The sequence below is a fragment of the Bacteroidota bacterium genome, from assembly GCA_020402865.1.
Classification (GTDB): Bacteria; Bacteroidota; Bacteroidia; order Palsa-965; family Palsa-965.
The window spans coordinates 1-25,088 of record JADBYT010000011.1 but is presented as its reverse complement, the minus strand read 5'-3'; the positions used below and the strand labels follow the sequence as shown (position 1 = coordinate 25,088).

The window sequence follows — 25,088 nt, the reverse complement described above, 5'->3', positions numbered from 1 at the left end:
CCTTATAAGCCGAATGATGATGAAAATGCGTGTAGCCGCTCTGCTCATTACCCTTGCAACCCTTTTGATTAACGGGCCCCGCCTTGCCGCACAGCAGGTAATGCCCAAAGGATTTACCGAAGATCCGGTAAAGTTTATTGAAGAAATGAAAGCCTTCTTCGACAGCTACGACGGAAAAGCAGGGCGCGAATACATGGATGAGTTTAACAAACTCTACTGGCTGCCGGGAAAAGTATCGCCCGAGCTGAAAACCATTATGTACCAGAATACAAACATGATGGTGAAGAAGAAATTCAGACCGCAGCCCGAGTTTTATTCGTATTTCAACACCATAAAAGCACTGGTGGATAATAATGTGCCGCAAACCACCATTACAGCCTGGCAGGCCTGTTTTACACGTATTGGCGGAGGCAGGCTGAACAAACCGTTCAGCGATTTTATTAATCTTGGTGAAGGACTTTTTCTGGAAAATAAATTCTACCGATCGCCCACAGCCGAATGGAAAACCGTGGGAGGCAGCTGGGCTTTTGATTGTGATACAGCTGCCGTAATGCGGTTTACCAATGTGACACTTATTGGTTATGCCAAAGGCGACAGCACGGTAATTGCCAACACCTCGGGTACATATTACGTGAGTACCAACAAATGGGTGGGCACCGGCGGACGGGTAAACTGGAAACGTGTGGGGCTGGCCGAAAATGAAGTATTTGCCGATTTGCGCAAATACAACATAAATGTGAAACAGGTAAGCTATACCGCCGACTCGGTAATGTTTGTAAACCGCGCCTACTTTCAGGATAAACAACTGCTGGGAAAACTAACCGAAAAAGCCGTGCCCGAAGGCACCGAACTCAAATCGGCCTTCCCAAAATTTGAGTCGTACAGCAGCCGCTACCAGATCAAATCAATTTATCCGAATGTGGATTTTGAAGGTGGCTTTACCCAACTTGGTGCACGTTTCATTGGTTCGGGATCGAAGGAAATGCCATCGCGGCTGTATTTTAAACGAAACGGTAAAAACTTTCTTACCGTGTCAACCACGGCCTTTTCGTTTACCAAAGACAAGGTAGGGGCCACCAATGCGATGATTAAATTCTCGCTCGACAATGATTCGATTTTCCATCCGCTGGTGGACTTTAAATATTTTGTGGACACGGCCAAGGTTGAAATTTACCGCAGTGACGAAGGCGGATCGCAGGCGCCGTTTTACAATTCGTTTCACAAGGTGGATATGTATGTGCAGCTGATTACGTGGTTTACCAAAGACAACCAGATACAGATTGGTACACTGCCCGGCAGCACGCAGGCACTGGCCACATTTCCGTCTGATAATTATTACCGCCAGTATCAGTACGACAGGCTGCAGGGAATGGAAAGTATTCACCCGCTGATTCGCATACGCAATTTTGTGCGCGATAATGGCGGTAAGCGTGTGTTTACGACGCCCGAACTTTCGAGCCACTGGAAAATACAGCCTGAAAACATACGGCCGCTGATGGTGCAGCTTTCCAACGATGGTTTTATTTTTTATGATCCCGTGCGCGATCAGATTACCTATAAAGACAAAACCGATTTTTACATTGCCGCACGTGCCGGAAAAACCGATTACGATAATCTTGAATTCCGCTCAAATGTGGCCAGCGGCGCAATTAACGGTAAACTCAATCTGCTCAACTACGACCTTACTCTTTTCGGGGTTAAGGAAATTGCGCTGAGCGATTCGCAGAACGTGGTGGTGTTTCCGGACAAAGACATGATTGTACTGAAGAAAAACAGAAATTTCTCATTTGAAGGTTCAATCATGGCCGGCCGTTTTGATTACTACGGGCGACTGTTTACGTTTGATTACGAAATGTTTCAGCTAAACCTGACCAACGTGGATTCAGTGCGGATATACGTGGACGGTAAAGAGCGTGATCCGCGTGATCCGCGCGGCGGGTTTAAGCAGGAAAAACTGCGCAGCGTAATTGAAAATATGAACGGGACACTGAAAATTGATGCGCCCGGAAACCGGTCGGGCGTGAAATCGAAAGACTTTGCGCAGTACCCCATTTTCACCAGCGAAAAACCATCGTTTGTGTATTACGACAAACCATCGGTACAAAAAGGCGTGTATAACCGCGACAGGTTTTACTTTAAAATAGATCCGTTTACGATTGACAGTCTTGACAACTTTACGACCACGGGTTTGAGGTTTGGCGGGGTTTTACAAACGGCCGGCATATTACCCGAAGTGCGTGATTCGATTGGCGTAATGCCTGATTATTCGCTGGGATTTGTGAAACAGGCACCTCCGGGTGGTTATCCGCTTTATGGCGGTAAAGCCAAGTTTACAAACACCATTAACCTGAGTAACCGTGGTTTGCGTGGTAACGGGGAAATCAACTACCTCACGTCAACCAGCATTTCAAAAGACTTTATCTTCTTCCCCGATTCGATGAACGGCATGGCGCAGTCGTTTGAAATAAAAGAGCAAAAAGGAAGCGGCAAAACCGAATATCCGCCCGTTACTTCTTCGAACGACTACATACACTGGATGCCGAAGAAGGATTACATGCTGATAACCAATACCGATTCGCTCTTCACGGTATTTAACGGAAGAGCACAACACAAAGGCACGCTCACACTCACGCCCAAAGACCTGCGTGCAAAAGGCACGCTGGCCTTTTCCAATGCCGAAATGGATTCGAAAAACATGTTGTTTAAACACCATGTGGTGGATGCCGATACGGGCGATTTCAGGCTGAAGGCCTTTGAAATTGCCGGGCTTGCCTTTTCTACGGTAAACGTAAACGCACACATTGACTTCGATAAACGCGAAGGCGATTTTAAAGCCAATGGTAAAGGTTCGGTAGTTACGTTCCCGGTGAACCAGTATATGTGTTACATGGACAATTTTAAATGGTACATGGACAAGGCCGAAATTGAACTGAACGGAGCACAACAGGGACAAAAAACAGCGGCTGCCGATAAAATTGACCTTGAAGGGCCGGAGTTTATTTCCATTCACCCCCGGCAGGATTCACTGCGGTTCCGTGCGCCGAAAGCCAAGTACGACCTGAAAAACTATGTAATTTATGCCAAACAGGTAAAAGAAGTGCTTGTGGCCGATGCCCGCATTATTCCCGACAGCGGAAATGTAACCATTGAGAAAAATGCCGTAATGCGCAGGCTTGAAAATGCCAAGATTGAGGCCAACGTGGTAACCAATTACTATAAACTGTTTAACTGCGACATTGAAGTGTATTCCCGCCGGTCATACAAAGCAAACGGCGATTATGCGTATGTGGATGAGCTGAAACTGGAGCAGATTATTCATTTCAACAGAATTGCGCCTGATACCTCGGGCCAAACCTTTGGTGAAGGGGTAATTGCCGATTCGTCGAAATTCATGCTCAGTCCGGCCTATTCGTTTACCGGCGATGTGCGGCTGGCCGCCAGCGAAGAGTTCCTGACCTTTGACGGATCCACGCAGCTGATTCACGACTGTGCCATTGGAAAACGCAGGCTTAAATTCAAGGGCGAAATAAATCCCAACCAGATTTACATTCCCATCGGCGCCGAACCAACCGACGAAAAAGGCAATCCGATTATGGCGGGTATTATGAGCACGCTCGACTCCACACACGTGTACGGAGCCTTCCTCTCGCCCAAGAAACTGCGTACGGATGTGAATGTGGTGACCTCTGACGGATTCCTGTTTTTCGACAAAAATTCGCGCGAGTACCGTATTTCAAACAAGGAAAAACTGATTGAACGTTCGCTGCCGGGCAATTTCATCAGTTTTAGCACGAAAACCTGTTTGATTTACGGTGAGGGCAAAATGAACCTCGGAGCTGATCTGTGGCAGGTGATGCTGCTGCCTGTGGGCAATGCCACACACAATACTGTGACACAGGTAACCAGTTTTGACCTTGTGGCAGCGGTTGACTTTTACTTTGACGACGGGCTGCTGGATAAGCTGATTGAGGATGTAAACGCTTCTACCAGTCTGGCCCCGTGCGAAGTAGCCCGCCCCACCTTTGAGCGTGCCCTTACCGAAATGATTGGCAAGGAAAAGGCCGACAAGTACGTTACACAGCTTAAATTATACGGCCAATACAAGAAATTTCCCGACGAACTTAAATATACGTTCTTCTTTACCGATCTTCAGATGAACTGGAACCAGAAGACCCGTTCGTATATTTCTACCGGGAAACTGGGGTTGGGTAGTATAGGTAAGACACAAATTAATAAATTTGTTCCGGGTACGGTTATGCTGGAGCGGAAACGCTCAGGCGATGTGCTCACCATTTATTTTGAACTTGATGGCGGAAAGTGGTACACGTTCAGTTACACCAACGGAATCATGACGGCGTACTCAACCAACGAAGCGTACAACACCGCCCTCAAGGAAATGAAAGACGATAAACGCAAAAAAGAAGGCGAGAAGGGGCAGCGGAATTATCAGTTCAGGGGGGGAAGTTCAAACGACCGCTCGGTGCTGATGAAGAAGCTGAAACGGGCAGAGGAAGGTGCTGCCGATGCCCCGGAGCCTGAAGGAAGCGGAAACTGATAACGAATGACAACAACCTCAATTCTGGCGCTTGCTGCCGCTTATCTGCTGGGTTCAATTCCCACTGCGGTATGGATTGGTAAAGCGTTTTACGGTATTGATGTACGCGAGTTTGGCAGCGGTAATGCCGGAGCCACCAACACGTTTCGCGTACTGGGCAAAAAAGCCGGTATTCCGGTGTTGATTATCGACATGCTCAAGGGCTGGCTGGCTGTTTCGCTTGCTTGGCTGGTTTCATCGGCACCACCTGACACACAGCCTTTTGTGAATTTGGAAATTGTGCTGGGTGTGGCTTCGGTGCTGGGGCATATTTTCCCGGTGTTTGCCGGTTTTCGTGGCGGAAAAGGCATTGCCACCATGTTTGGCGTGGTGCTGGCCGTGCACCCGTGGGCTTGTTTAATGGCTTCGGGCGTGTTTCTGCTTGTGTTTCTGGCGTTCAACTATGTATCGCTTGGTTCCATTTCGGCGGGTATTTCCTTTCCGCTTTTCATCATTACCGTGTTTGGCGGACAGGTAGTTCCTTCGATGGTTATTTTTTCGGTGCTCGTGGCTATACTTATTCTCATTACACACCAGAAAAATATTGAGCGCCTGCTTCGTCGTCAGGAGTCGAAAATCCGTCTTATTAAAAGTCAGAATCAGCAGAAGCCTGCCGTACAGAAAATAAACAGATAATCAGTCTGTTTACATAATCCGAAACTGCCGGCTTCCACCGGCAGTTTTTTGTTTGCCTGCAATTACCTTGTTTATGTGGAAATAGCTTGTCTCCGGCATCTCATTTATGTTCGAAAACGTTAACTTTGTTTTAAGGTACAAAAGTTGATGTGTAACCAACCCTGAATGAACCAGAACACGGCTTTTGTACATCTGTCTATGCACCTTTTGCGAATGTGGCGTGTACTCATGCTGCTTGGTTTTTTTTGCCTGGCAGGTTTGCCCTTGCATGGACAGGAAGAGCAGTTGAAAAAAGAGGCCGCAGCACTGTTTGATAAGGGCGACTTTGCGGCGGCCATGCCCAAGTATTCGCAACTGCTGGCTAACTATCCCAAAGATCCTAACTACAACTACCGTTTCGGGGTGTGCATGCTGTATGGTAATGCCGACAAAGCCCGTTCACTGCAATACCTCGAATTTGCCTCGAAAAGCCCGGATGCTGAAACCGATGTATGGTTTTATCTCGGCCGTGCCTATCACCTCAATTACCGGTTTGATGATGCCATACGCGCTTACACAAAATACCGCGATCTGGCTGGTGAACGAAAGGCCGAAAAGCTGCAGGTAAATAACCAGATTGCCATGTGCCGCACGGGTAAAAAACTGCTGCGTGCCATTACGGATATTGAAGTGCTGGAAAAGAAAGAACTTTCCCGCGCCGACTTTTTCCGGTCGTACGATTTAAGCGGCTACAGCGGACAACTGCTTGTAAAGCCCGACGAGTTTAAAACGGCCCTCGACAAAAAGAACAAGGAAACCTCCATCATTTTCCTTTCGGGCGAAAAAAATGAGCTTTACTATTCATCCTACGGTGATAACGAAGAGAACGGAAAAGATATTTATGTGGTGCGTAAACTACCCAACGGAAGCTGGAGTAAAGCACAAAACGTAGGTTATCCGATTAATACCGAGTACGATGAAGATTATCCGTTTCTGCATCCCAACGGAAAAGTGCTTTACTTTTCTTCAAAAGGGCACAGCAGCATGGGCGGATATGATATTTTCCGTTCGGAACTGAACGAGGAAACCAACACCTGGCTAAAGCCTGTGAACCTTGATTTTGCCATCAATACGCCCGACGACGATATTCTTTACATTACCGATTTTGAAGAAAAGACCGCCTACTTTGCTTCCTCGAGAAACAGTCCTGACGGACAAATGACCGTTTATCACGTAAGCATTGAACGAAAGCCGGTGGAGTATTGCCTGATTAAGGGCAATTTTCTGGCTATGCAGGATCAGCCAAGCCGTTCGGCCCGCATTATCGTGAAAAATCTGGAAACAGATGAGATGGTGGGGATTTTTAAAAGCAATGAGCAAACCGGCGATTACCTGCTTAATTTGCCTAACGGCGGCAAGTTTCAGTTTACGGTGGAAAAGAGCGGCATGGAAACGCAGAACGAGCTTGTGCTGGTGCCGCCACAGTATCAGATTAAGCCGGTAAGGCAGGAAATGGGATATAAGGAAATGGGAGGGAAGATGGAGCTGTATGTGATTACCTATTTTGATGATGATACGGCCGGACTTTCACCCGATTTCCTGCGTGATAAAGCCAAGCTGGATGTAAATGCCGGGCAGGGCCGCGAAGCGGTTGACCTGAGCGCGGCCAATACCGGCGGCAAGGATCCGGCAGGCAATGAAAACACGACAAACAGCACGGCCGAAAATACCACACAAACCAACACCACGGCTGGCGGCAATACCAGCGGCGAACCCAAGGCCGTAACCAATGCCGAGCTGGTTAATATTGCCTACGAAGATGCCGCCACGGCTAAAACTGAAGCTACCGAGAAAAAACAACAGGCCGACCGTGCACTTGCCTATGCGGCAGAGCTTAACGCGCTCACACGCGAAAAACAGAAGGAAGCCGACGAGGCAAAAGCAGCCGGTAACACCGCCGAAGCCGGCCGCCTGCAAGCCGAAGCCAATGCGCTGGCCATACAAACGGTGGCCGCGGCTACTCAGGCCGAAGCCATTGGCCGCGATGCCGGCGTAAAACAGCGTGAGGCCGAACTTGCTCAGCAGTATGCCAAACAGCTGGATGCCGCCGTGAAATCGAAAAAGCCCGGCGAAATTGAAAAGCTGGAAAAAGAACAGCAGCAGCTTGAACTGCTCTCCGAAACCCGCTCCGAAGCCGACGCCACGCTGAGCAACCTGCAAAGCAACGCCGATAACAAACGCGCAGAAGCCGAAAAAGCCACCCAGCAGGTAAACGAGCTGAAAGAAGAAATTGCCCTGCAAAAAACACAGGCCGATAAACTACGCACCGACGCCAAAAACGAGCGCGACAAAGACATCCGAAAAGGACTTGAAGAACAGGCGCTGGGCATTGATGAAGACCTTGAACTGCTCAATGCTGATTTGGCTAAAGCCCAGACAAAAGCCACACAACTCACCAGCGAAAGTAACCTTGCGGCACAACAACTTGCCGGCGCCAGCCAAACCAGCACACAGTCGCAAAACGAAAACTTTACTGCTGCAGTGCCCGATGCAGCTGCACGCGAAGAGCTTATGACGGATGTGCGCGGCTACGAGCGCAAAGTGTCGGAAGCAGGAAACACACTGGCAGTAAAAAACGCGAACAATCCGCAGCAGACTACATCCCCCGGTGAAAACCAAACCACCGCACAAAATCAGATCAACAATACCCCGAACGGCAACAATGCTGAATCAACCGGTGAAAATTCGACCACATCAGCCGGTGAAAATACAACTGCATCAACCGGAGAGAATACGAATGCGACAACCGGTGAAAACACGGCTGAAAATTCTACCGCTTCCACAAGCGAAAGTACCCGTGTTGCATCGGCCGAAGCTGAAGCACAATACACAGATGCGCTCAAAGCTGCCGGTGAACTTCCCGATGCGCAGGCCGCAGCTGCGCGTAAACTTGAACTGGACACCAAACGAAGTGAAGAGCTGAAGGCCGCAATTGCCGAAACACGCGAAGCAGCGAAAACGGCTCCTGACAAAACCACCAAAGCTGCTTTGCAAACTGAGGCCGACGAGCTGGAAAAGAAATTGAAAACCGTGCAGCAAAATACAGCTCAGCACGAGAAAGAACTGAACACGGCCCGTGCGGTGCAGGCGGTGGTTCAAACGGCTGCCTCGCCTATAGATAATTCGTTTAACGGGCAGCTTCAAAACGTAACCGGTGAAACACCTTCGGAAAAGGCCGGTAATGAAGCGCAGGTGTACAACAACTGGGCTGATGCACTGGATAAGGAAGCCGATAAGGTTGAAAAACAGGCAGCCTCACAACGCAAGCCCGAGCAAAAGGAACAAAATCTGGCCGCTGCTGCTGCTTTGCGCAAACAGGCCGAAGACAAACGTGCTCTGGCTGAAAAAGCGGCTGCAGCGGAACAGGTGGCTGCGGTTGCCGCAACTTCGGGAAATACTGAAACCGGACAAACAGCCACGGCCGCTGCGGGTGAAGTACAGCTTAACAACACTGCCGCACAGCAGCAAATGCAGGCGCGCACGGCCACACTGGCCGCTGCCGATGCACTGCGCAGCAAACGCGACTCGCTGAACACGGCTGCGGCAAATGCTCCGGCTGGCACCGAGCGCGACAGGCTGCAGCGTGAAGCAACGGCCGTGCAGCGCGATCTCTGGGCCCGTGAAACGGAAGCTGCACAGCAACTCGGACAAGCCAACAACGCACAGTTTAACGACAATGCGTTGCGTATTGAGGCATTGAAAAATGCAGCTGCCGGAAACAGCAGTACCGATGTAGAAACAGCCGGTATGCTTGCCGATGAAGCCGCTCAGCTACAGCAAAAGGCTGCCGCCGAACGTAAGGCCGCCGCTGCTGCCGCCAATGATCCGTACACCCGAAACGAAAATCTGGATGCCGCCGCCGCACATGAGCAGCAGGCTATACTGAAACAACAGCAGGCACTGCAACGCTATCAGGCGGCCGGAATTACCCCTGCTGTGGCATCAACGGCTTCGCAAACAAACAACACAGCAGCGCAAAACAACACAGCAGCGCAAAACAACACGCCCGAAAACACAACCACACAGGCATCCACAGCCGGAGCCAACGAAACAGTGGCTGCACTTGCTGCTCCTTTCAACACACAGCTTGCTGATGCTGCCAACATGCAGGATCCTGCCGCACGCGCACGCCGCGAAGCCGAAATTTACGATCAGTGGGCTGAGCAGCTCGATAATTCAATTGCAGAGCGTCAGGAAAAACTAAATGCGGCCAGTGATGCCGCTACACGCAATGCACTGCAAAAAGAAATAAATGCGCTTCAGGCCGAGTTAGACACCCGGCAGGCGCAGGCCGCTGCCAGCACCACACGCGCGCAGGAACTCGAAGCAAAAGCCGCTACGGTATCCGGCACAACCAGTACCGCCAACGAAAACACCGGCACAACAGGCAATACAACCACCGCACAAACCATCGGAAATACAACTGAAGTAACCGGCGGCAACGAAACAATAGGTACACAAAACAGTGCGGTTGCCGATTCGCCGGAAGCACAAATCGGTGCGCCGTATGCTGCGCAACTTTCACAGGCTGCCGCAATTACCGATCCCGCTGCACGCGCACGCCGCGAAGCTGAAATTTACGACAACTGGGCCGGAACACTCGACAGTGCGCTTACAGCCAGACAGGAAGAATTGAAAAAAGCGCCGGCCAACAAGCGCAAGGCATTGAGTGATGATATTGCTGTGTTGCAGGGTGAACTCGACAAGCGCCAGACTCAGGCGGCTGATGCAGTAACACGTGCGCAGCAGCTGGAGGCGCAAAACCCGCAAACCACGGTTGAAAACACCGCCACCAATGCGGCCACTGCCACCACAACTACATTACCCGAAAACAACACTGTGGCGCAAAATACCACTACTTCAACCACCACGCCTGCAAACACGGGCGATGATGGTGATCCGAAAATTGTGGGTGTGGTAATTAATCCGGCCACCGGTGAGCCATTTAAAGAAGATGAGCTGGAAGTGGTACGCAACAGCGAAGCCTACCGCAACTATACCGAACTGGCTGCCGAAGCCGATGAAGCAACCGTAGAAACCGCATCGCAGCGCCGGCAGGCAGCTAAATACGAAGCTTCGGGCAATGCACACGTGGAAGAAGCACAGCGTTTTGTTGACCTTGCATCGAATGAAAACGATGCGGTAAAACGTCAGCAGTATTTCGATCAGGCGTCGCGTGAAAATCAGCTTGCCAAAGAAGATTTTGCCAAACGCGATTCTGTAAACGAACTGGCGGATAACACCGATGCATCGGCACGCGCCAAACGAAACGAAGCCGAATTGTTTTTGCAGGAGGTGGACAAAACCAGCTACGAACAAATTAAAGCCGTAACCAAAGCCGAAAAAGTGGGAAGTCCCGAATTGCCTTCACTCACGGCTTCTGCCGGTACCAACACGGCCAGCACGCCTGAAAACAGCAATACGGCTCAGAACACATCCGCTACAACCGGCACTCCGGAAAATACAACGGGCAGCAACACAACTTCCGCAAATACTACAGCCGCTTCTACCACTTCTGCAAATTCTTCGGCCGGTAACACCGGTTCCTCCAACACTGCGGCATCAACTGCAACGCCGGTAAACAACACGGCTCCGGCCTCCGCCGAATTCCGTATCAGTGCGGGCATACGCAATAACCCGGCAGCCATTCCCATCAATCCACCCTTGCCCGAAGGACTTGTGTTTAAAGTGCAGGTTGGCGCCTTCCGCAATCCGATTCCGGCAGGTACATTCAACGGCTTTAGTCCGCTTACCGGCGAAACCACTCCGCAGGGGCTTACCCGTTACATGGCCGGACAGTTTAACCAGTTTAATACAGCCAACGGCGCCAAGCAGCAAATCCGTAACCTCGGGTACCGTGATGCATTTGTGGTAGCATTTTACAATGGAAAACGTATTACGCTGGCCGAGGCGTTGCGACTAAGCGGCGAATCGGTATCGGCTGAAGTGCTGGCAGATGCCGCCGGTTCGCGCGGAACGGCTGGCGGAAATACCGGAAGCACCGCCGCAAACACCACCGCAAACACCACGGTAAACACCGCAACTTCGCCTGCTGCAAACAATAACGCATCCGCCGCCAATGCAGCTCCTGCCCGTGATGTAGCGGCTGTGAGCGGTTTGTTTTACACCGTGCAGGTAGGCGTGTTTTCGCAACCCGTACCGGCTGCCCGTCTTTACAACCTGAGCGGACTGAATGCCGAACGTATGCCGAACGGGAACATCCGTTACTCCGCAGGTGTGTACAACAACATTGGCAATGCAGTGGCCGCCAAAAACAATGCAGTTAGTACGGGCATCAGTGATGCATTTGTGACCGCCTACTACAACGGCCGCCGTATTTCGCTGGCCGAAGCACGCAGCCTTGAAGCGCAGGGCACCGTGCCTGTAAACGGCAGCAATACTGCACCTGCGCAAAATACAACTCCCCAAACCACCACACCGCAAACTACGGCACCGGCTTCCACCGCAGCGGCTTCTGTACCGTTCAGCACACAGGTGAGCAGCAGCACGCCGGTGAACGACAGCGGCATTGTGTTTACCGTGCAGCTTGGCGCGTTCCGCGAACAGGTGCCGGTAAGTGTAGCCAACAGCTTCCTCCAGTTTGCCGGTCGCGGCGTGCGCCATTATGTGAATCCCGAAAACGGTTTTACCGTGTTTATGACATCGCCTGTTACTACGTATGAAGCGGCTGCTGCCATTCGCGAAGAATGTGTGCAGAAAGGCATCAGCGACGCATTTGTAGTGGCGTGGAAAAACGGTAAACGCATTTCGGTGACACAGGCCCGCAATGGCGGTTGATTTTCTGCATCCTAATTTCGCGCTGTGGTTTTCAAAGCATAAATTCAATTCATATTCATGCTTTACAATTTCTTCTGGCTCCTTTTCCGCATCACGTTTCGTTTCTTCTTTCGCGAAGTGGCGATACACAACCGTGAGCGTATTCCGCCCAAAGGGCCGTTGCTGATTTGCGCCAATCACCCCGGTGCATTGCTTGATCCGTTGGTGATTGCGGTACTGCTTGGGCGCAGGGTGCATTTTCTTGCAAAGGCGGTGGCATTTAAATCGAAGTTTGCGCAATGGCTTTTGCCCAGGCTCAATATGATTCCCATTTACCGCAAGCAGGATGATCCTTCGCAAACTCACCGCAACGAAGAAACGTTTATAAAATGCTACGAACAGCTTGCCAAAGGCGCGGCCATTCTCATTTTCCCGGAAGGCATCAGCATTACCGAGCGCAAACTCCGCGAGCTGAAAACCGGAGCCGCACGCATTGCACTGGGGGCGGAAGAAGCGAATAATTTTTCGCTTGATGTACATATCCTCGCTGTGGGTTTAAACTACGACGATCCGCACACATTCGGCCGCGATATTCTGATTCAGGTGGCCGAGCCGATTGCGGTGAGTGCGTACACGGCACAGTGGAAAACCGACAAATTTGCAGCAGCTGATGCGCTTACCGAAGAAATCCGCCGCAGACTGGAAGCGCAGATTATCCACATCGAAAACAGTGAAGACGATCGTTTTGTGCATCAGCTTGAGCGGCTCCATGGCGAAGAAATCAGTCGCAAACTTCAGCTTCCTGCTGATTCGGCTCAGCACGAATTCAGACTTACACAGCGGCTTGCATCACTGGTACAATGGTTCAGGCAACACGATAATGAACGCCTGAACGATTTGCGCAGCGGCATGAGCAGCTATTTCTGGAAACTGGAGGCGCTGGGCCTGAACGACAAAACACTGCGCGGCACGGAAGTAAAACCCATTCATCACCGCCTCGTACAACTGTTGGCCGCCGTAATTGGCTTTCCGATTTATTTATGTGGTTTGCTGCTGAATGGTGTGCCGTTTTTTGTGGCGCACAATCTCTCACAGCGTTTAATTAAACAGCGCGAATTTCAGGGCGCAGTAGGTGTGGTTACCGGTGCATTGCTTTTTCTGATCTGGTATGTACTGTGGAGTGTGCTGATGTATAAGCTAACGGATAATGGCTGGCTGGCTGCGGGTGTTGTCTGTATAGCCATTCCAACAGGTTTGTTTGCCTGGTATTATCACCTTCAAATGCGCGAATTGCTCAAGCGCCGCCTGCTAAGCAGTTTGTTTAAACGCCGCCGGGTAATGATTGTGGAACTGGTTCGCCAGCGCGAAGAATTAATCAGGCAGTTGAATGCGGCAGAGGCGTATTACCGCAGCCGTGCTATCTGAAAAGGCGCTTACTTTTTTTCTTCCGCATCCTCAGCCGGAGCCGCTTCGGTAGATGTTTGCTGAAGTGATAGCAGGTGATTGCCCGCCACACTGATTTCTGCAATAATTTCATCGCCCGGTTTGAGTGTGGATGCCTGTGACGTGCTTACCTCAAATTCCTGTCCGGCACAAAAAACGGTGCGGCCCTTGAGTCCGTTTATTTCTCCGTGAACAATTTTTTTCTGCCAGCTTTTCATGGCTTTGGTATGCGCAAGAACATAATTGGCAAACAAACGCAGCGCCAGCAATGAAATTAATACACCCGCCACGCTAATGGTGCCGCGCACATTTTCGTTATAGATACCCAACGATAACGGTCGGTTATTCACCCAGATTACTGCACCACCCACAATAAAAAACACCGGCAGGTAAATTATGGCGGCTTTGATTAGCCGGCTGCGTGTAATGGAATACAGCTTGGCTTTATCGCTGCTGCTCAGGTCATGAAGGGATACAGGCATGTTCATGTGGCAAAGTTACGCAGCGCATTCGATTTGAAATCAGCTCTGCTTCAAATGTATTCCTATGCCGTGAAATTCTGGTTTAACCGCGCAATTCCGCAGCAGCCGGGCACACCGTTTGCAGCGACAAACTTTTTATTTGCTTCTACTTCTTCCTGTTTGATTACAGTAACTGCCACCGACAAGAATATTATGTGTTTTGTTTTCTGAGTATGAATGACACGCATTCGTTGCCGTTCAGGCAATTGTATTTCCAAATCCGGTGAGTGAGGTGTTTATGATTGATGTGAAAGAGCCTGAAAATGGTTTTGCTGAGGTGGTGGATGCGGAAGGCAGGTTGATGATGCGTTGTGAACTGGCTGGTGGTTTGCACGAAGTAAATTGCAGTAGCTGGCCGCCGGGCAATTATATGGTGCGTATTGTTTCGCAAAACCGGCGTGTGGTTTATCCGTTGGTGAAGCAATAAACAGGATTTGATTTTCTGCGCTTTTTGTTAAAAAACTGAAAAGTACTTGACACGTAAAGGTTTTCTTTCTTTACTTTGAACCGCAAAGTACTTTTTATGTCATCCAAACAACAGCATTTAGACACCCTCGGCGAGATCCGCGATTTGATGAACCGGTCGTCGCGTTTTGTATCGCTGAGCGGGCTTTCGGGCATTTGCGCAGGTGTGTTTGCCCTGGCCGGAGCGGCGGCAGCCTACCTGTATCTGGGCGGTGATCTGTTTTTCGGGCTGGAGGTTTTTGGACCTGACAGCCGGGCCGATTATCACACCATCCGTTTGGCGGAAAAAATGCGCGAGATGGATTTTTATCCGTTCATGTTGCTGGATGCGGGGCTTGTGTTGCTGTGCGCGCTGCTTTCGGGCACCTATTTTACGTGGCGCCGCGCACGCCGTGCAGGGGCGAAATTGTGGGACGAAACCTCACGCCGGTTGCTGGTGCAATTGTTTGTGCCGTTGGCCGCCGGCGGTCTGTTCTGCCTTTTTCTCCTTCTGCACGATCAGGCCGCTTTGCTGGCGCCGGCTTCGCTGGTGTTTTATGGCATTGCACTTTTCTCGGCCGCAAAATATACGTTTAACGATGTGCAGTATCTCGGCCTCTGCCAGATCGGGCTGGGCCTGCTGGGGTTGATTTTTCCAACCTACGGGCTTTTTCTCTGGACGCTGGGTTTCGGGGTGCTGCACATTGTGTATGGCGCGGTGATGTATTACCGTTACGAGCGGAATAAGTAAGGTATGAGCAACTATTTGCATCAGTTGAATAAAGCGTTTGAAAACCGCTCGCGGCTCGGCATTATGTCGGTGCTGGCGGTGAATGAACGTGTGGATTTCAACCGGCTTAAAGAATTGCTCGAACTCACCGACGGCAATCTGGCCAGTCACCTCACCGCACTCGAACGCGAAAATTATATAGAAGTACAAAAACAATTCATCGGCAAAAAACCAAACACTTCGTATTTGCTTACTGATGCAGGCCGTGCAGCTTTTCGTTCGCACCTGGATGCGCTGGAAGCAATGCTGAGGGAAATGAGGTAACACTTAATCTGTAAAACAATGTGCGGTTCTTCTGTAAATCTGCTCCAGCTTGCCATTACCGGGCTTTTGTTTTTGCTGATGCTCGTGCAACTTGTATTTGCAGCAATACGAACAATTCACCGAATGAGCAGTAAAGCACCATTAAAGGGATGGTTGATTTACTGGGCAATGATTGTCTTGCTGGCTGTATGTATTTTCGGAGGTGCGTTTGCAAATGAAGAAGCGTTTGTATTGCTCGTAGCAAGTGTGACTGTACCCGGCATCTGGTTCTTTTTTGCGGGGAAAGTGAGTGATAAACTTTATCAACGTACCATTCATTCAACTCTTAGCTGACATGGAAGAATTGGGAGATACAATGATTATTTGGGGGTACAGGATTGGTTTTTTTTTCGCAGCAATCTTTCCCTTCATACTTGCATTGGTTCAGGTTCCGCTGGCAATTTTATATTGTATTCGCCGTATCCGGACGAAAAGAGGCGTCAAAGGCTGGGTTGTGTATTGGCTTCTTGCTGTAGGTTATCTTATATATCTGTTTTGCGGAGAGCCTTACGGACTTACCGGTGTACCTCAATTCTTTTGGCTTTGCTATGTACCTGGCATCTTTTTTTTCTTCGCAGGGAAAATGAGCGATCGCTGGAGCATAAATCAACAACTAAACTAATCGCTGCACATGGAAGGAATGGTTGGAATGGGTGATGACTGGGGGTTTATACTCCTTGTTTTTCTCATTGGCATTTTGCCGGTAATTCTCGGAATAGTGCAGCTTTTACTTTCGGTTGTGTATGTATTACGCAGAAAGCGAAGCGGGAAGGGCATTTCAGGCTGGCTGATTTACTGGGCATCTGTTGCAGTATTTCTTGCCTACTATTTTGTGGCCCCCAAACATGGCATGGCACAAATTCCTGATTATTTCCTGCTGTGTTATGTACCGGCACTCTGGTTCTTTGTGGCGGGACGTTTCAGTGATAAAATGAAAAAAACGAACGCATCACTTCAGACATGAAAACAATAGTATTGATCAAACTCATTTCCCTACCGCTGTGGTGGCTGTTGTTGCTATTACCGGCATTGTATCTGCTGCTCAGAAGTGTAGTGGAGGAAAAGCTGGAAACACTTCAGATCAATCAACACAGCCATTCATACCGAATTCATTAATTTAATCCCATTAATCAAACCACAATGAAACGCAACGACTGGATTTTTCTGCTTACGGTAGCCCTTTACAGCTTTTTGTTCTGGGAGCAGCGCTGGGGAATGAACATGCTCATTTTCAGCGGAGCCGTGGTGCTTGGTACGGCGCTGATGAATCCGCAGGCGGTGCGGCGCCGGGGCTGGATTGTGGCTGCTGCCGCGGTGCTGATTACCGGTTTGGGCGGCTACCTCAATGGCTCGTGGCTGGGGCTTGTGGGCAATGCGGCGGCGCTGCTCCTGCTGGCCACACAAAGTATGCACCCCGGCTCGTCGGTGCTGGCGGGTATGCTGGTGGGCATTAGTTCTGTGGCCGGCTCGTTTGTGTTTATGATTACCGATACCGTTGAGCGGCGCAATGCTAATCTGCAGGCCGCACAGCAAAACCCGAATGCCCCGCAGCGCAAGCCCGGCCGCATCTGGGCGGTAATTATTTCGATTGTGGTGGTGATTGTGTTTTTTGTGATTTACCGCCAGTCGAGCGTGCTGTTCAAAGAACTCACCAAGCACATCAACCTCGATTTTATTTCGCTGGGCTGGGTTATTTTCACCGCTATCGGCGCCTGCATTGTATATGGCATTTACTACCTGCACGGCCCGCACGATGTGGCCCGCGACAGCAGCAATTTCAAACGCAACCTTGAGCCGCAGCTTTTCGGCCAGCAGGGCTGGGGCGACAAGCTGCTGAGTGCCGATAACGAACGTTTCATCGGCGTACTCGTATTTGCATTGCTCAACGTACTTACCCTGCTTGTGGCCGGCGGCGATTTACTCTTCCAGCTCGGTGAGCGCGAACTGCCCGAAGGCGTAACCTACACCAGCTACGTGCATCAGGGCGTGGGCGGATTAATCGTCTCTATTTTCCTGGCTATGGGGCTGGTGCTGTTTTTCTTCCGCGGCCGCCTCAATTTCGATATGCGTTACAAAACACTGCGCATACTGGCGCTGGTGTGGCTGGCGCAAAACGTGCTGCTGCTGGTGCTCACCGGCATGAGAAGCAACATGTACACGCTCGAATTCGGACTTACCTACAAACGCCTCGGGGTTTATTTTTACCTGTTGCTCACGCTTGGCGGCTTAATTACTACCGCCATTAAAGTGATGAACCGGAAAACCAACATTTGGCTCTTTCATGCCAACACCTGGTTTTGCTTTATGGCGTTTTCCCTCAGTACACTGATCAGCTGGGATCGGTTCATTACGTATTACAATGTGACGTATCCCAAATCGCTCGATAAAGCGTATGTATCAAACCTCACCGGTGCAAACATTGATTTACTGGCAAAAATAAACCGCAACAAAGCCGGGGCAGGGAAGAAGCCCGGAAACAGCAGTTTTGATGAGGATTCGAACATTGATTTTGACGGACTGCTGGATGTAATTTATAAAAACCGCTGGACCGACAAGGAAAGTTTTTCAGTACGCTTATATACCCGTATTTACAAACATCTGTATATCAGCCGTACCATCGACTGGCGTTCGGATGTGTATCTGGGGCGTCATGTGGCTAAACAGCTTGAATCAATGCCCGATTTTGGTACGGATACTTTCCTTTATGTGGGAAAACAAAATCTTGGAACATTGTATTATTTTAATGGATTTAAATATATCACTTTACTTGATGCTTCGGATAATGAGCTTGAAAGTCTGGGAGAGGTTAGTAAATTCCCTGCGCTTCGTCACCTGAAAATTTCTGGCAACCGAAACCTGAAATACCTGAAAGGGCTTGAAGGCTGCCGCAATCTGGAAATACTCGACATCGCTTATGTACCTGCGGGTGATTTCAGTGTGTTGCGTAATTTGACAAAACTGAAGTATGTGAATGTGTCAGACAGCAGGCAGAAAGAAGCCATTCAACGTATCCGTCCTGATATTACTGTGAATGAGCAATAGGTATTTCGGGAATAGGGAACAAGGTATGCTGAATTTTCGGTGCCTGATCGTATCAAATCTGATAACAGCAGAGCAACGCAATGGCTGAGAAAAAAAGCAGTCTGTTTGCCAGTTTCGGTTATGCCTGGCGGGGATGCCTGCTTTTGTTTGGCAGTGAGCGAAATGCGCGTATTCAGCTTGGGCTGATTGTATTTGCCGTATTGGCGGGTTTGGGGGTAGGTTTAACGACAGTAGAATGGAGCATCGTAGCGATCAGTTCTGCAGCCGTAATTGCAGCCGAGGCATTCAACACCGCGATCGAGCATTTATGCAATCATCTTTATCCCGAAAAACATCCCGCAATCAGGAATGTAAAAGATCTTAGTGCAGCGGCGGTGCTCATTATTTCGGCCGCGGCCCTGGTTTCAATCGGATTTTTACTGTTTCCGCGCATTTTAATGCTCGTTTTTTATCCGGCATCAGTTTGAGCTTCATCTAAAGAAAACAAGGGTTAGTCTTTAGATATTCTGCCTTCATGCCGAAAAACTCTGAATTGTGGATAAAGGGTGCATTAAAATTTAGTACTAATTCGTGTTAAGTAATCTGATCTTGTTGTAACTTGCTGGTGGCAAACAAGTTTTCTTAACGAGAATTACACACATCTAACGCATGAATAAAGCGCTACTCCGAATTCTGGTGCTATTCATTTTTGCTGCATTCTCCCATAAGGCAGCAAAAGCATGTCACGGTCTTCCCTTGGTTGGATATACTGCTGTGGTTGGTCCCACGGGTGTTACCATCAACGCCAGCTCTGATCCGGCAACCTGTGGTTGCGGTCCTTACTGGCTGGAAGTAGAGGTAACCTGCCTTTCGGCAGCCAACTTTACCGGTAATCCCCCGGCATGGAACGCCCCCAACTGGAACCTGTATCCCTGGTATCACTCCGCACTGAACGTTCCCACACACACCGCCGCTCAAGGCTGGCTCGAAAACTGTGTGCTGGAGCCGTACAGCCCTGTGTTTGTACCTTTCACCGATCTTTGTCCCGGCACAACTTACTTCCTTCGCTCACGTGAGCGCATCGCAGGTCCGGGTGGAACAAACGGTCCGTGGACAGCGGCCACACAATTTACCACACCCGGCACGCCTCCGGTTTTTGTGCTCAGCTCATCGGCTTCTACCAATAATATTTGTCCCGGGCAGCCCATTACGTTCTCTGCCAACCTCACTCCCGCCAACACCTGCGGAAGTTCGGGCAACACAGTTTATACCTGGACAACCGTTCCCGTGCAACCCGGCACACCTGTAACCGGCGCCACCGTTACCATCAGCCCCACTGTATCTTGTGTGGTTACGCTTAATGCTACCGGCGGCCCGCTTGCCTGCTACACCACACCTCCGGCCACACAAACAATTACCGTTACCCCGGCACCCACGGTAGGTACTTCATCCGTATCGCCTACAACAGTGTGTCAGGGCGGATGTGTAACGCTTTCACTCACCTCATTTACCAACGGCTCCATTCAATGGCAATCTTCGCCCAACGGAATTACGTGGACCAACATTGCGGGAGCTACAACAAATCCCTATCAGTATTGCCCGGTTAACTCGCTCATGTACTTCCGCGCAATGATTGACGGAGCCTGTACCGATGTGTTTTCGAACATTGTAACGGTGGGTATTATTCCCACTCCCAACGTTAACATTACGGCCACATCCACATCCATTTGTCTGGGGCAAAGTGTAACGCTTACTGCAACCGGAGCCTCATCCTATCAATGGAACGGAGGAAACTTCAACAACACGCCAGGTTCTTCGCAAACGGTTACGCCAAGTGTAACAACTACTTATACAGTTTCCGGAAACCCCAGTTCGGCTTGTCCCGGTACACGAACAGTTACAATTGTCGTAAATCAACCGCCGCAACTTACTTTTAGTCCGCCCACAGCCTCCATCTGTCTTGGCGATGCAGTAACCGTAACCTGCGGCCCCGACAGTAATACTTATAACTGGAACGGAGGCCCCGGTCTTACTTCGCTCAATCCGGGTATAAACGATTCAGTGTTGTGTGCGCCTACCTCAACTACCACGTATAATGTAACCGCTACTTCGCCTGCAGGCTGTACGGCCAACGGTACGGTAACGGTTACTATTTCGCCTACGCCCGTACTTATTCCCTCATCCGATTCACTTGATATCTGCCCCAACTCACCCGATACACTTACCATTACCGGTGCAGCCAGTTATTCATGGTCGCCGCTGGTGGGGGCAAATATTCTGAATGCCAATGGTTCGATGGTTGAGTTTTACCCGGCCGCTTCGCAGGGTTACTGGGTAACCGGTACCTCGGCTGCCGGCTGTGTGGATTCAATTCCTATTTATGTAACCGTTTCCAACAACATTGTGGTAACGGCCGGTCAGGATGATACCATTTGTCCCGGTACGCAAACACAGCTTACCGCCACAGGCGGCAACCAGTATTTGTGGACAGCCAGCAATCCCGGCCCGATCGGTAATTCGCAAACTTCAACCGCAACCGTTGCGCCTTCAACCACCACTACGTATGTGGTAAACGTAGCCAACTCGGCTGGCTGTACCGGTTCAGACACCGTTACCGTGTTTGTACGTAATTTGCCCACCATTCTTGCCCCTACAGATACGATGCTATGTGCGGGTAACAGCATTATTCTTAATCCGGCCACAGGCGGTGTAAACTACGTATGGACAGGCGTGGGCATAACCTCCGGTGGCAACACAGCCACGCCAACAGTTTCGCCTTCTTCAACTACTACATACGTAGTTACAGGTATTGATGCCAATGGCTGCCAGAATAACGATACCATGCAGGTTACCGTAAACCCGCTGCCATTAGCCAATGCAGGTGCGGATGTATCAATCTGCGATTCGTGCTATCAGCTTTCTGCTTCAGGTGGGGTGCAGTATGCATGGTTCCCGACTGGCAACCTCAGCAATGCGCAAATAAACAACCCAACCGCCTGCATCAGTGCAACAACTGTGTACACCGTAACCGTTACCGACGCTAACGGATGTGTGAATACGGATGCCATCACGATAACTGTTTATCCTGTGCTTACTGTAGCAGCCTCCTCCAATGCGGCCATCTGCGCGGGCGGGCAAACCACACTCTCGGCAAACGGAGGTGGTGGCGACGGCGGCCCGTATAACTATGCATGGACACCGGCTGCTGGTATTATTGGTAATGCCAACCAGCAGAGTGTTAACGTGTCGCCCTCGGTAACAACTACTTATTACGTAACAGTAACCGACCAGTGCGGCTCTGAGGCCGTAGTTGATTCGGTGCTGGTTACTGTAAATGCGTTGCCCGTGCTCACCGTAGTGCCTGATCTGGCACAGGGCTGCGTGCCGCTTTGCGTAAACTTCACCACCACATCGCAGCCTGCAGCCGTAACCACCAGTATTGATTTCGGCGACGGTAACTTCAGCAGCACCGCAAATGCAAACCATTGCTACAACACCGCCGGCGCATACGATATAACGTACACCGTTACCGATGTAAATGGTTGCACCAACACGCAGGTATTTGCAGGTATGATTAATGCCTGGCCGCTGCCCATTGCAAACTTTACAGTAACACCAGGCGTTACCTCCATTCTCAATCCGTTGATCAGCATTTCATCATCGCCGTGCATCGGTTGTGATTCTACATGGTATGAAATGGGATTGCCAAGCGATACAACCATTTTCAATCTTGGCCAGCCGTTTGATTTCTTGTATAGTGTGCCCGGAACCTACACCATTACGCAAACCGTAAGCAACCAGTATGGCTGCCGCGATCAGTCAACCGAAGTGGTGGTTATTGAGCCTGATCATTCGTTCTACGCTCCCAACGCATTCTCACCCAATGCCGACGGTATTAATGATTTCTTCTACACCTACAGCGATGGCATTGATGTGGCCACCTTCGAACTTATGATTTTCGATCGCTGGGGCAATCTCATTTACTTTACACGTGATATTGCCAAAGGCTGGAACGGAAGCGTAAATAACGCAGGCCCGCTTTGCCAGATTGATACGTATGTGTGGAAAGCCACCTACCGCGATAACAAGGGTGATCCTCACGAAGCCATCGGGCACGTGAACCTGATTCGCTAAAGAATATGTTTTAAAAGAGGGTTTTCGTGAATGCGGAAACCCTCTTTTTATTTCAAGAGAAACCTCCGATGAGAAAACTAGTTTTTGCACTGCTTGTTTTGCCTGTTTCGCTCATTGCGGGCGATTTTGAACGCAATTCAGGACAGATCAGATACACCGGCGGCGAACCTGCACAGGACGTGTTTTACCGGCTGCGCACCACATCCATCGACTGGTATTTTACACGGTTTGGTTTTAGTGCCGTGAAAAAAACGTATGTGGCAGGAGGTGAGCAGGTGAGTTTGAAACGGGTTGATTTTGTGATAGATAAAAAAGGGGCATTAACCTGTGCCGAAACGGCCGGCTTTACCAAACAGATAAGTTTAACAGCGCGCGATGGTTCGGTATTGAGTTTTAGTGTGTTTGAAGATGTAATGACCATGCAAAGCAGCAAAGGTGCTGATGCTTCATTGAGTTTTGAGTTGCGGGGGGCAATGCCGGAGGTGAATAATACAGATTCGGGATATTTTGAGATCAATGCGGGCGAAGGAATTAGCTGGTATCAAATGAATGTATCTGGTTCCGCAAACCGTAATGCAGAAATTCCTGAGCCGTTGGTAAAACAAAACCGCATCAGTTACCAGCATGTTAATCTTACTTCACTGGCATGGGTAACGTATTGCGGTGGTTTTGATGCAGATGAATTGTATGGTGAAGCACTTTGTCCGAACGGTGATTTATTGGTGGCCGGCCGTTCGCAGAGTTTGAATTTTCCGGTGGATACGAATGCGGTACAGGTGAACAATGCGGGCAGCTATGATGCCGTGATTTGTCGTATAAAGCCCGATGGTACGAAGCGGTGGAGCACGTATCTCGGCGGCAGCGGTTTTGATAATGCCTGGAGTGCAGCGGCCATTGGCGATGATTTTGTGGTGTGCGGTAGTACTAACAGCATCAATTTCCCGGTGCTCAATGCCGCGCAGCCGGCTATTGGTGGCAGCTTTGATGCGTTTGTAACCCGGTTCGACAGCAATGGCACGGTAGTTTGGAGCACTTACTTCGGCGGTTCGGCGGCAGAGCAGGGGCTGGCTGTGGCAGTGGATGCAATGGACAATATTTTCATTGGCGGTTCGGGCAATTCGGCCAATATGCCCATGCTTAGTGGTGGCTGGCAAACCACGCCCGGCGGGCAGCTTGATGCTTTTATTGCAAGGCTCACCAGCACCGGTGTGCCGGTATGGGCCACTTTTTGCGGCGGAACTGCTACCGAAGATGTGCATGATTTAACTACCGGCCCCGGCGGACTCATTGCGGCCTGCGGCGAAACATTCAGCAACAATTTTCCCACTACACCCAATGCGTTTCAAACAAGCGTAACCGGTATCAACGATGCGTATCTGCTTGTGATGGATACGGCTGGCAATCGTGTGTACAATACCTGTATTGGCGGCTTTAATGGCGAGGATGCCAACGGCGTACGGTTTGATGCGGCCGGAAATCTCTACATCACAGGCTATACACAAAGTCCTGATTTCCCGGTTACCGGTGCACAATATCAAAACACGCACAACGGTGGCAGCGATGTGTTTGTGGCCCGCTTCAACAACAACTGGCAATTAAACTGGGCCACCTTCATGGGCTCGCCCAACGCCGAGCAGGCCTACTGCATGGCGCTTTCGGGAAAATACATTTACGTAGGCGGCTACACCGACAGTCCTGTGTTTCCGGTTTCAACCTTGGCCGATCAGGATTCGCTGGCAGGCAGCAGCGATGCATTTTACTGCAAATTTGATACAGCCGGCAACTGGATAACCGCCAGCTATTTTGGCGGTACGGGTGTGGATGCAGTTTACGGCATTGTTGTGAATGCCGATACGATGGCTTACCTGGTGGGCAATACATTCAGCAACAATCTGCCCACGCTGCCCGGTGTGTGGCAGCCTGCTTATGTTTCGCTCGGCGATGGTTTCATTGCTTTCCGCAATCTGAGCGAAGAGCTCAGTTCAAACAGCAACAGTGCTGATGTACAGAACGGGATGCAAAGCGGACTGACTATCGGTCCGAATCCCGCAGGCAATGAACTTTTGCTGCAAGCCGAAACCGCAATCGTGTTTGCCTCACTTACCGATTTATCAGGTAAAACAGTGCTGAAAAGCAGCCCGAACAGCAATCAGTTTACATTCGACCTCTCGCGGCTTTCGCCCGGGGTATATGTGTTGGAAGTGGTGCAGCTGAACGGAAGCTTGCAGCGAATGAAAATTGTACACAAGTAGCAAAGCGTAAGACATCCGGTGATTTCGACAAGCTCAATCACCGGAGCCTTTTTCTCCCGGTGATTTCGACAAGCTCAATCACCGGAGCCTTTTTCTCCCGGTGATTTCGACAAGCTCAATCACCGGAGCCTTTT

15 protein-coding genes are annotated in these 25,088 nt (G+C 50.1%); 14 read left to right on the top strand and 1 reads right to left on the bottom strand.

Going from position 1 to position 25,088, the window contains the following annotated elements; all coding sequences use genetic code 11:
* Positions 1-25: 25 nt before the first annotated feature.
* The 4 genes from IM638_09410 (at position 26) to IM638_09395 (ending at position 13,471) form a co-directional block, all read left to right on the top strand.
* A complete protein-coding gene (locus IM638_09410; protein MCA6363245.1) occupies positions 26-4,555 on the top strand; it encodes a hypothetical protein in 4,530 nt (1,509 codons plus the stop codon).
* A 6-nt stretch (positions 4,556-4,561) separates the two neighbouring features.
* Positions 4,562-5,230 carry a glycerol-3-phosphate 1-O-acyltransferase PlsY gene (gene plsY / locus IM638_09405; protein MCA6363244.1) on the top strand — a complete coding sequence of 223 codons (669 nt, stop codon included), beginning with the start codon at positions 4,562-4,564 and terminating at the stop codon, positions 5,228-5,230.
* 165 nt (positions 5,231-5,395) lie between these two features.
* A complete protein-coding gene (locus IM638_09400) occupies positions 5,396-12,067 on the top strand; it encodes a PD40 domain-containing protein (protein MCA6363243.1) in 6,672 nt (2,223 codons plus the stop codon).
* 57 nt (positions 12,068-12,124) lie between these two features.
* Positions 12,125-13,471, top strand: coding sequence for a 1-acyl-sn-glycerol-3-phosphate acyltransferase (locus IM638_09395; GenBank protein ID MCA6363242.1), 1,347 nt, complete (start codon positions 12,125-12,127; stop codon positions 13,469-13,471).
* Between the two features lie 8 nt (positions 13,472-13,479).
* On the opposite strand, the gene IM638_09390 is transcribed toward IM638_09395, so the two are convergent.
* Positions 13,480-13,977, bottom strand: a complete 498-nt coding sequence (locus IM638_09390) for a hypothetical protein (GenBank protein MCA6363241.1) — start codon at positions 13,975-13,977, stop codon at positions 13,480-13,482.
* 256 nt (positions 13,978-14,233) lie between these two features.
* Between IM638_09390 and IM638_09385 the strand changes: the two genes are divergently transcribed.
* The 10 genes from IM638_09385 to IM638_09340 all read left to right on the top strand — a co-directional run bounded on the left by IM638_09385 (position 14,234) and on the right by IM638_09340 (position 24,954).
* Positions 14,234-14,437 carry a T9SS type A sorting domain-containing protein gene (locus tag IM638_09385; GenBank protein ID MCA6363240.1) on the top strand — a complete coding sequence of 68 codons (204 nt, stop codon included), beginning with the start codon at positions 14,234-14,236 and terminating at the stop codon, positions 14,435-14,437.
* A gap of 96 nt (positions 14,438-14,533) precedes the next feature.
* The gene (locus tag IM638_09380; protein ID MCA6363239.1) at positions 14,534-15,205 is read left to right on the top strand and encodes a hypothetical protein; all 672 of its coding nucleotides are present in this window, start codon (positions 14,534-14,536) and stop codon (positions 15,203-15,205) included.
* Positions 15,206-15,208: 3 nt separating this feature from the next.
* Positions 15,209-15,508, top strand: coding sequence for a transcriptional regulator (locus IM638_09375; protein MCA6363238.1), 300 nt, complete (start codon positions 15,209-15,211; stop codon positions 15,506-15,508).
* Positions 15,509-15,631: 123 nt separating this feature from the next.
* Positions 15,632-15,841 (top strand): hypothetical protein, encoded by a 210-nt coding sequence (locus tag IM638_09370; protein MCA6363237.1) that lies wholly within the window; start codon positions 15,632-15,634, stop codon positions 15,839-15,841.
* Position 15,842: 1 nt separating this feature from the next.
* Positions 15,843-16,169 carry a hypothetical protein gene (locus tag IM638_09365; protein ID MCA6363236.1) on the top strand — a complete coding sequence of 109 codons (327 nt, stop codon included), beginning with the start codon at positions 15,843-15,845 and terminating at the stop codon, positions 16,167-16,169.
* A gap of 9 nt (positions 16,170-16,178) precedes the next feature.
* Complete coding sequence (locus IM638_09360; GenBank protein MCA6363235.1) at positions 16,179-16,511, top strand: hypothetical protein; 333 nt, start codon at positions 16,179-16,181, stop codon at positions 16,509-16,511.
* A 176-nt stretch (positions 16,512-16,687) separates the two neighbouring features.
* A complete protein-coding gene (locus IM638_09355; GenBank protein MCA6363234.1) occupies positions 16,688-18,589 on the top strand; it encodes a DUF4173 domain-containing protein in 1,902 nt (633 codons plus the stop codon).
* A gap of 80 nt (positions 18,590-18,669) precedes the next feature.
* The gene (locus tag IM638_09350) at positions 18,670-19,056 is read left to right on the top strand and encodes a diacylglycerol kinase family protein (GenBank protein ID MCA6363233.1); all 387 of its coding nucleotides are present in this window, start codon (positions 18,670-18,672) and stop codon (positions 19,054-19,056) included.
* Positions 19,057-19,237: 181 nt separating this feature from the next.
* Entirely contained in the window at positions 19,238-22,702 is a 3,465-nt protein-coding gene (locus IM638_09345) for a gliding motility-associated C-terminal domain-containing protein (protein ID MCA6363232.1), read from the top strand.
* Positions 22,703-22,770: 68 nt separating this feature from the next.
* A complete protein-coding gene (locus IM638_09340; protein ID MCA6363231.1) occupies positions 22,771-24,954 on the top strand; it encodes a T9SS type A sorting domain-containing protein in 2,184 nt (727 codons plus the stop codon).
* Positions 24,955-25,088: the final 134 nt, after the last annotated feature.

What these genes read in the sequence shown, in the direction of transcription:
- IM638_09410 (MCA6363245.1), top strand. Translation starts at nt 26, where the DNA reads ATGCGTGTAGCCGCTCTGCTCATTACCCTTGCAACCCTTTTGATTAAC.
- plsY (MCA6363244.1), top strand. Translation starts at nt 4,562, where the DNA reads ATGACAACAACCTCAATTCTGGCGCTTGCTGCCGCTTATCTGCTGGGT.
- IM638_09400 (MCA6363243.1), top strand. Translation starts at nt 5,396, where the DNA reads ATGAACCAGAACACGGCTTTTGTACATCTGTCTATGCACCTTTTGCGA.
- IM638_09395 (MCA6363242.1), top strand. Translation starts at nt 12,125, where the DNA reads ATGCTTTACAATTTCTTCTGGCTCCTTTTCCGCATCACGTTTCGTTTC.
- IM638_09390 (MCA6363241.1), bottom strand. Translation starts at nt 13,977, where the DNA reads ATGAACATGCCTGTATCCCTTCATGACCTGAGCAGCAGCGATAAAGCC.
- IM638_09380 (MCA6363239.1), top strand. Translation starts at nt 14,534, where the DNA reads ATGTCATCCAAACAACAGCATTTAGACACCCTCGGCGAGATCCGCGAT.
- IM638_09375 (MCA6363238.1), top strand. Translation starts at nt 15,209, where the DNA reads ATGAGCAACTATTTGCATCAGTTGAATAAAGCGTTTGAAAACCGCTCG.
- IM638_09370 (MCA6363237.1), top strand. Translation starts at nt 15,632, where the DNA reads ATGAGCAGTAAAGCACCATTAAAGGGATGGTTGATTTACTGGGCAATG.
- IM638_09365 (MCA6363236.1), top strand. Translation starts at nt 15,843, where the DNA reads ATGGAAGAATTGGGAGATACAATGATTATTTGGGGGTACAGGATTGGT.
- IM638_09360 (MCA6363235.1), top strand. Translation starts at nt 16,179, where the DNA reads ATGGAAGGAATGGTTGGAATGGGTGATGACTGGGGGTTTATACTCCTT.
- IM638_09355 (MCA6363234.1), top strand. Translation starts at nt 16,688, where the DNA reads ATGAAACGCAACGACTGGATTTTTCTGCTTACGGTAGCCCTTTACAGC.
- IM638_09350 (MCA6363233.1), top strand. Translation starts at nt 18,670, where the DNA reads ATGGCTGAGAAAAAAAGCAGTCTGTTTGCCAGTTTCGGTTATGCCTGG.
- IM638_09345 (MCA6363232.1), top strand. Translation starts at nt 19,238, where the DNA reads ATGAATAAAGCGCTACTCCGAATTCTGGTGCTATTCATTTTTGCTGCA.
- IM638_09340 (MCA6363231.1), top strand. Translation starts at nt 22,771, where the DNA reads ATGAGAAAACTAGTTTTTGCACTGCTTGTTTTGCCTGTTTCGCTCATT.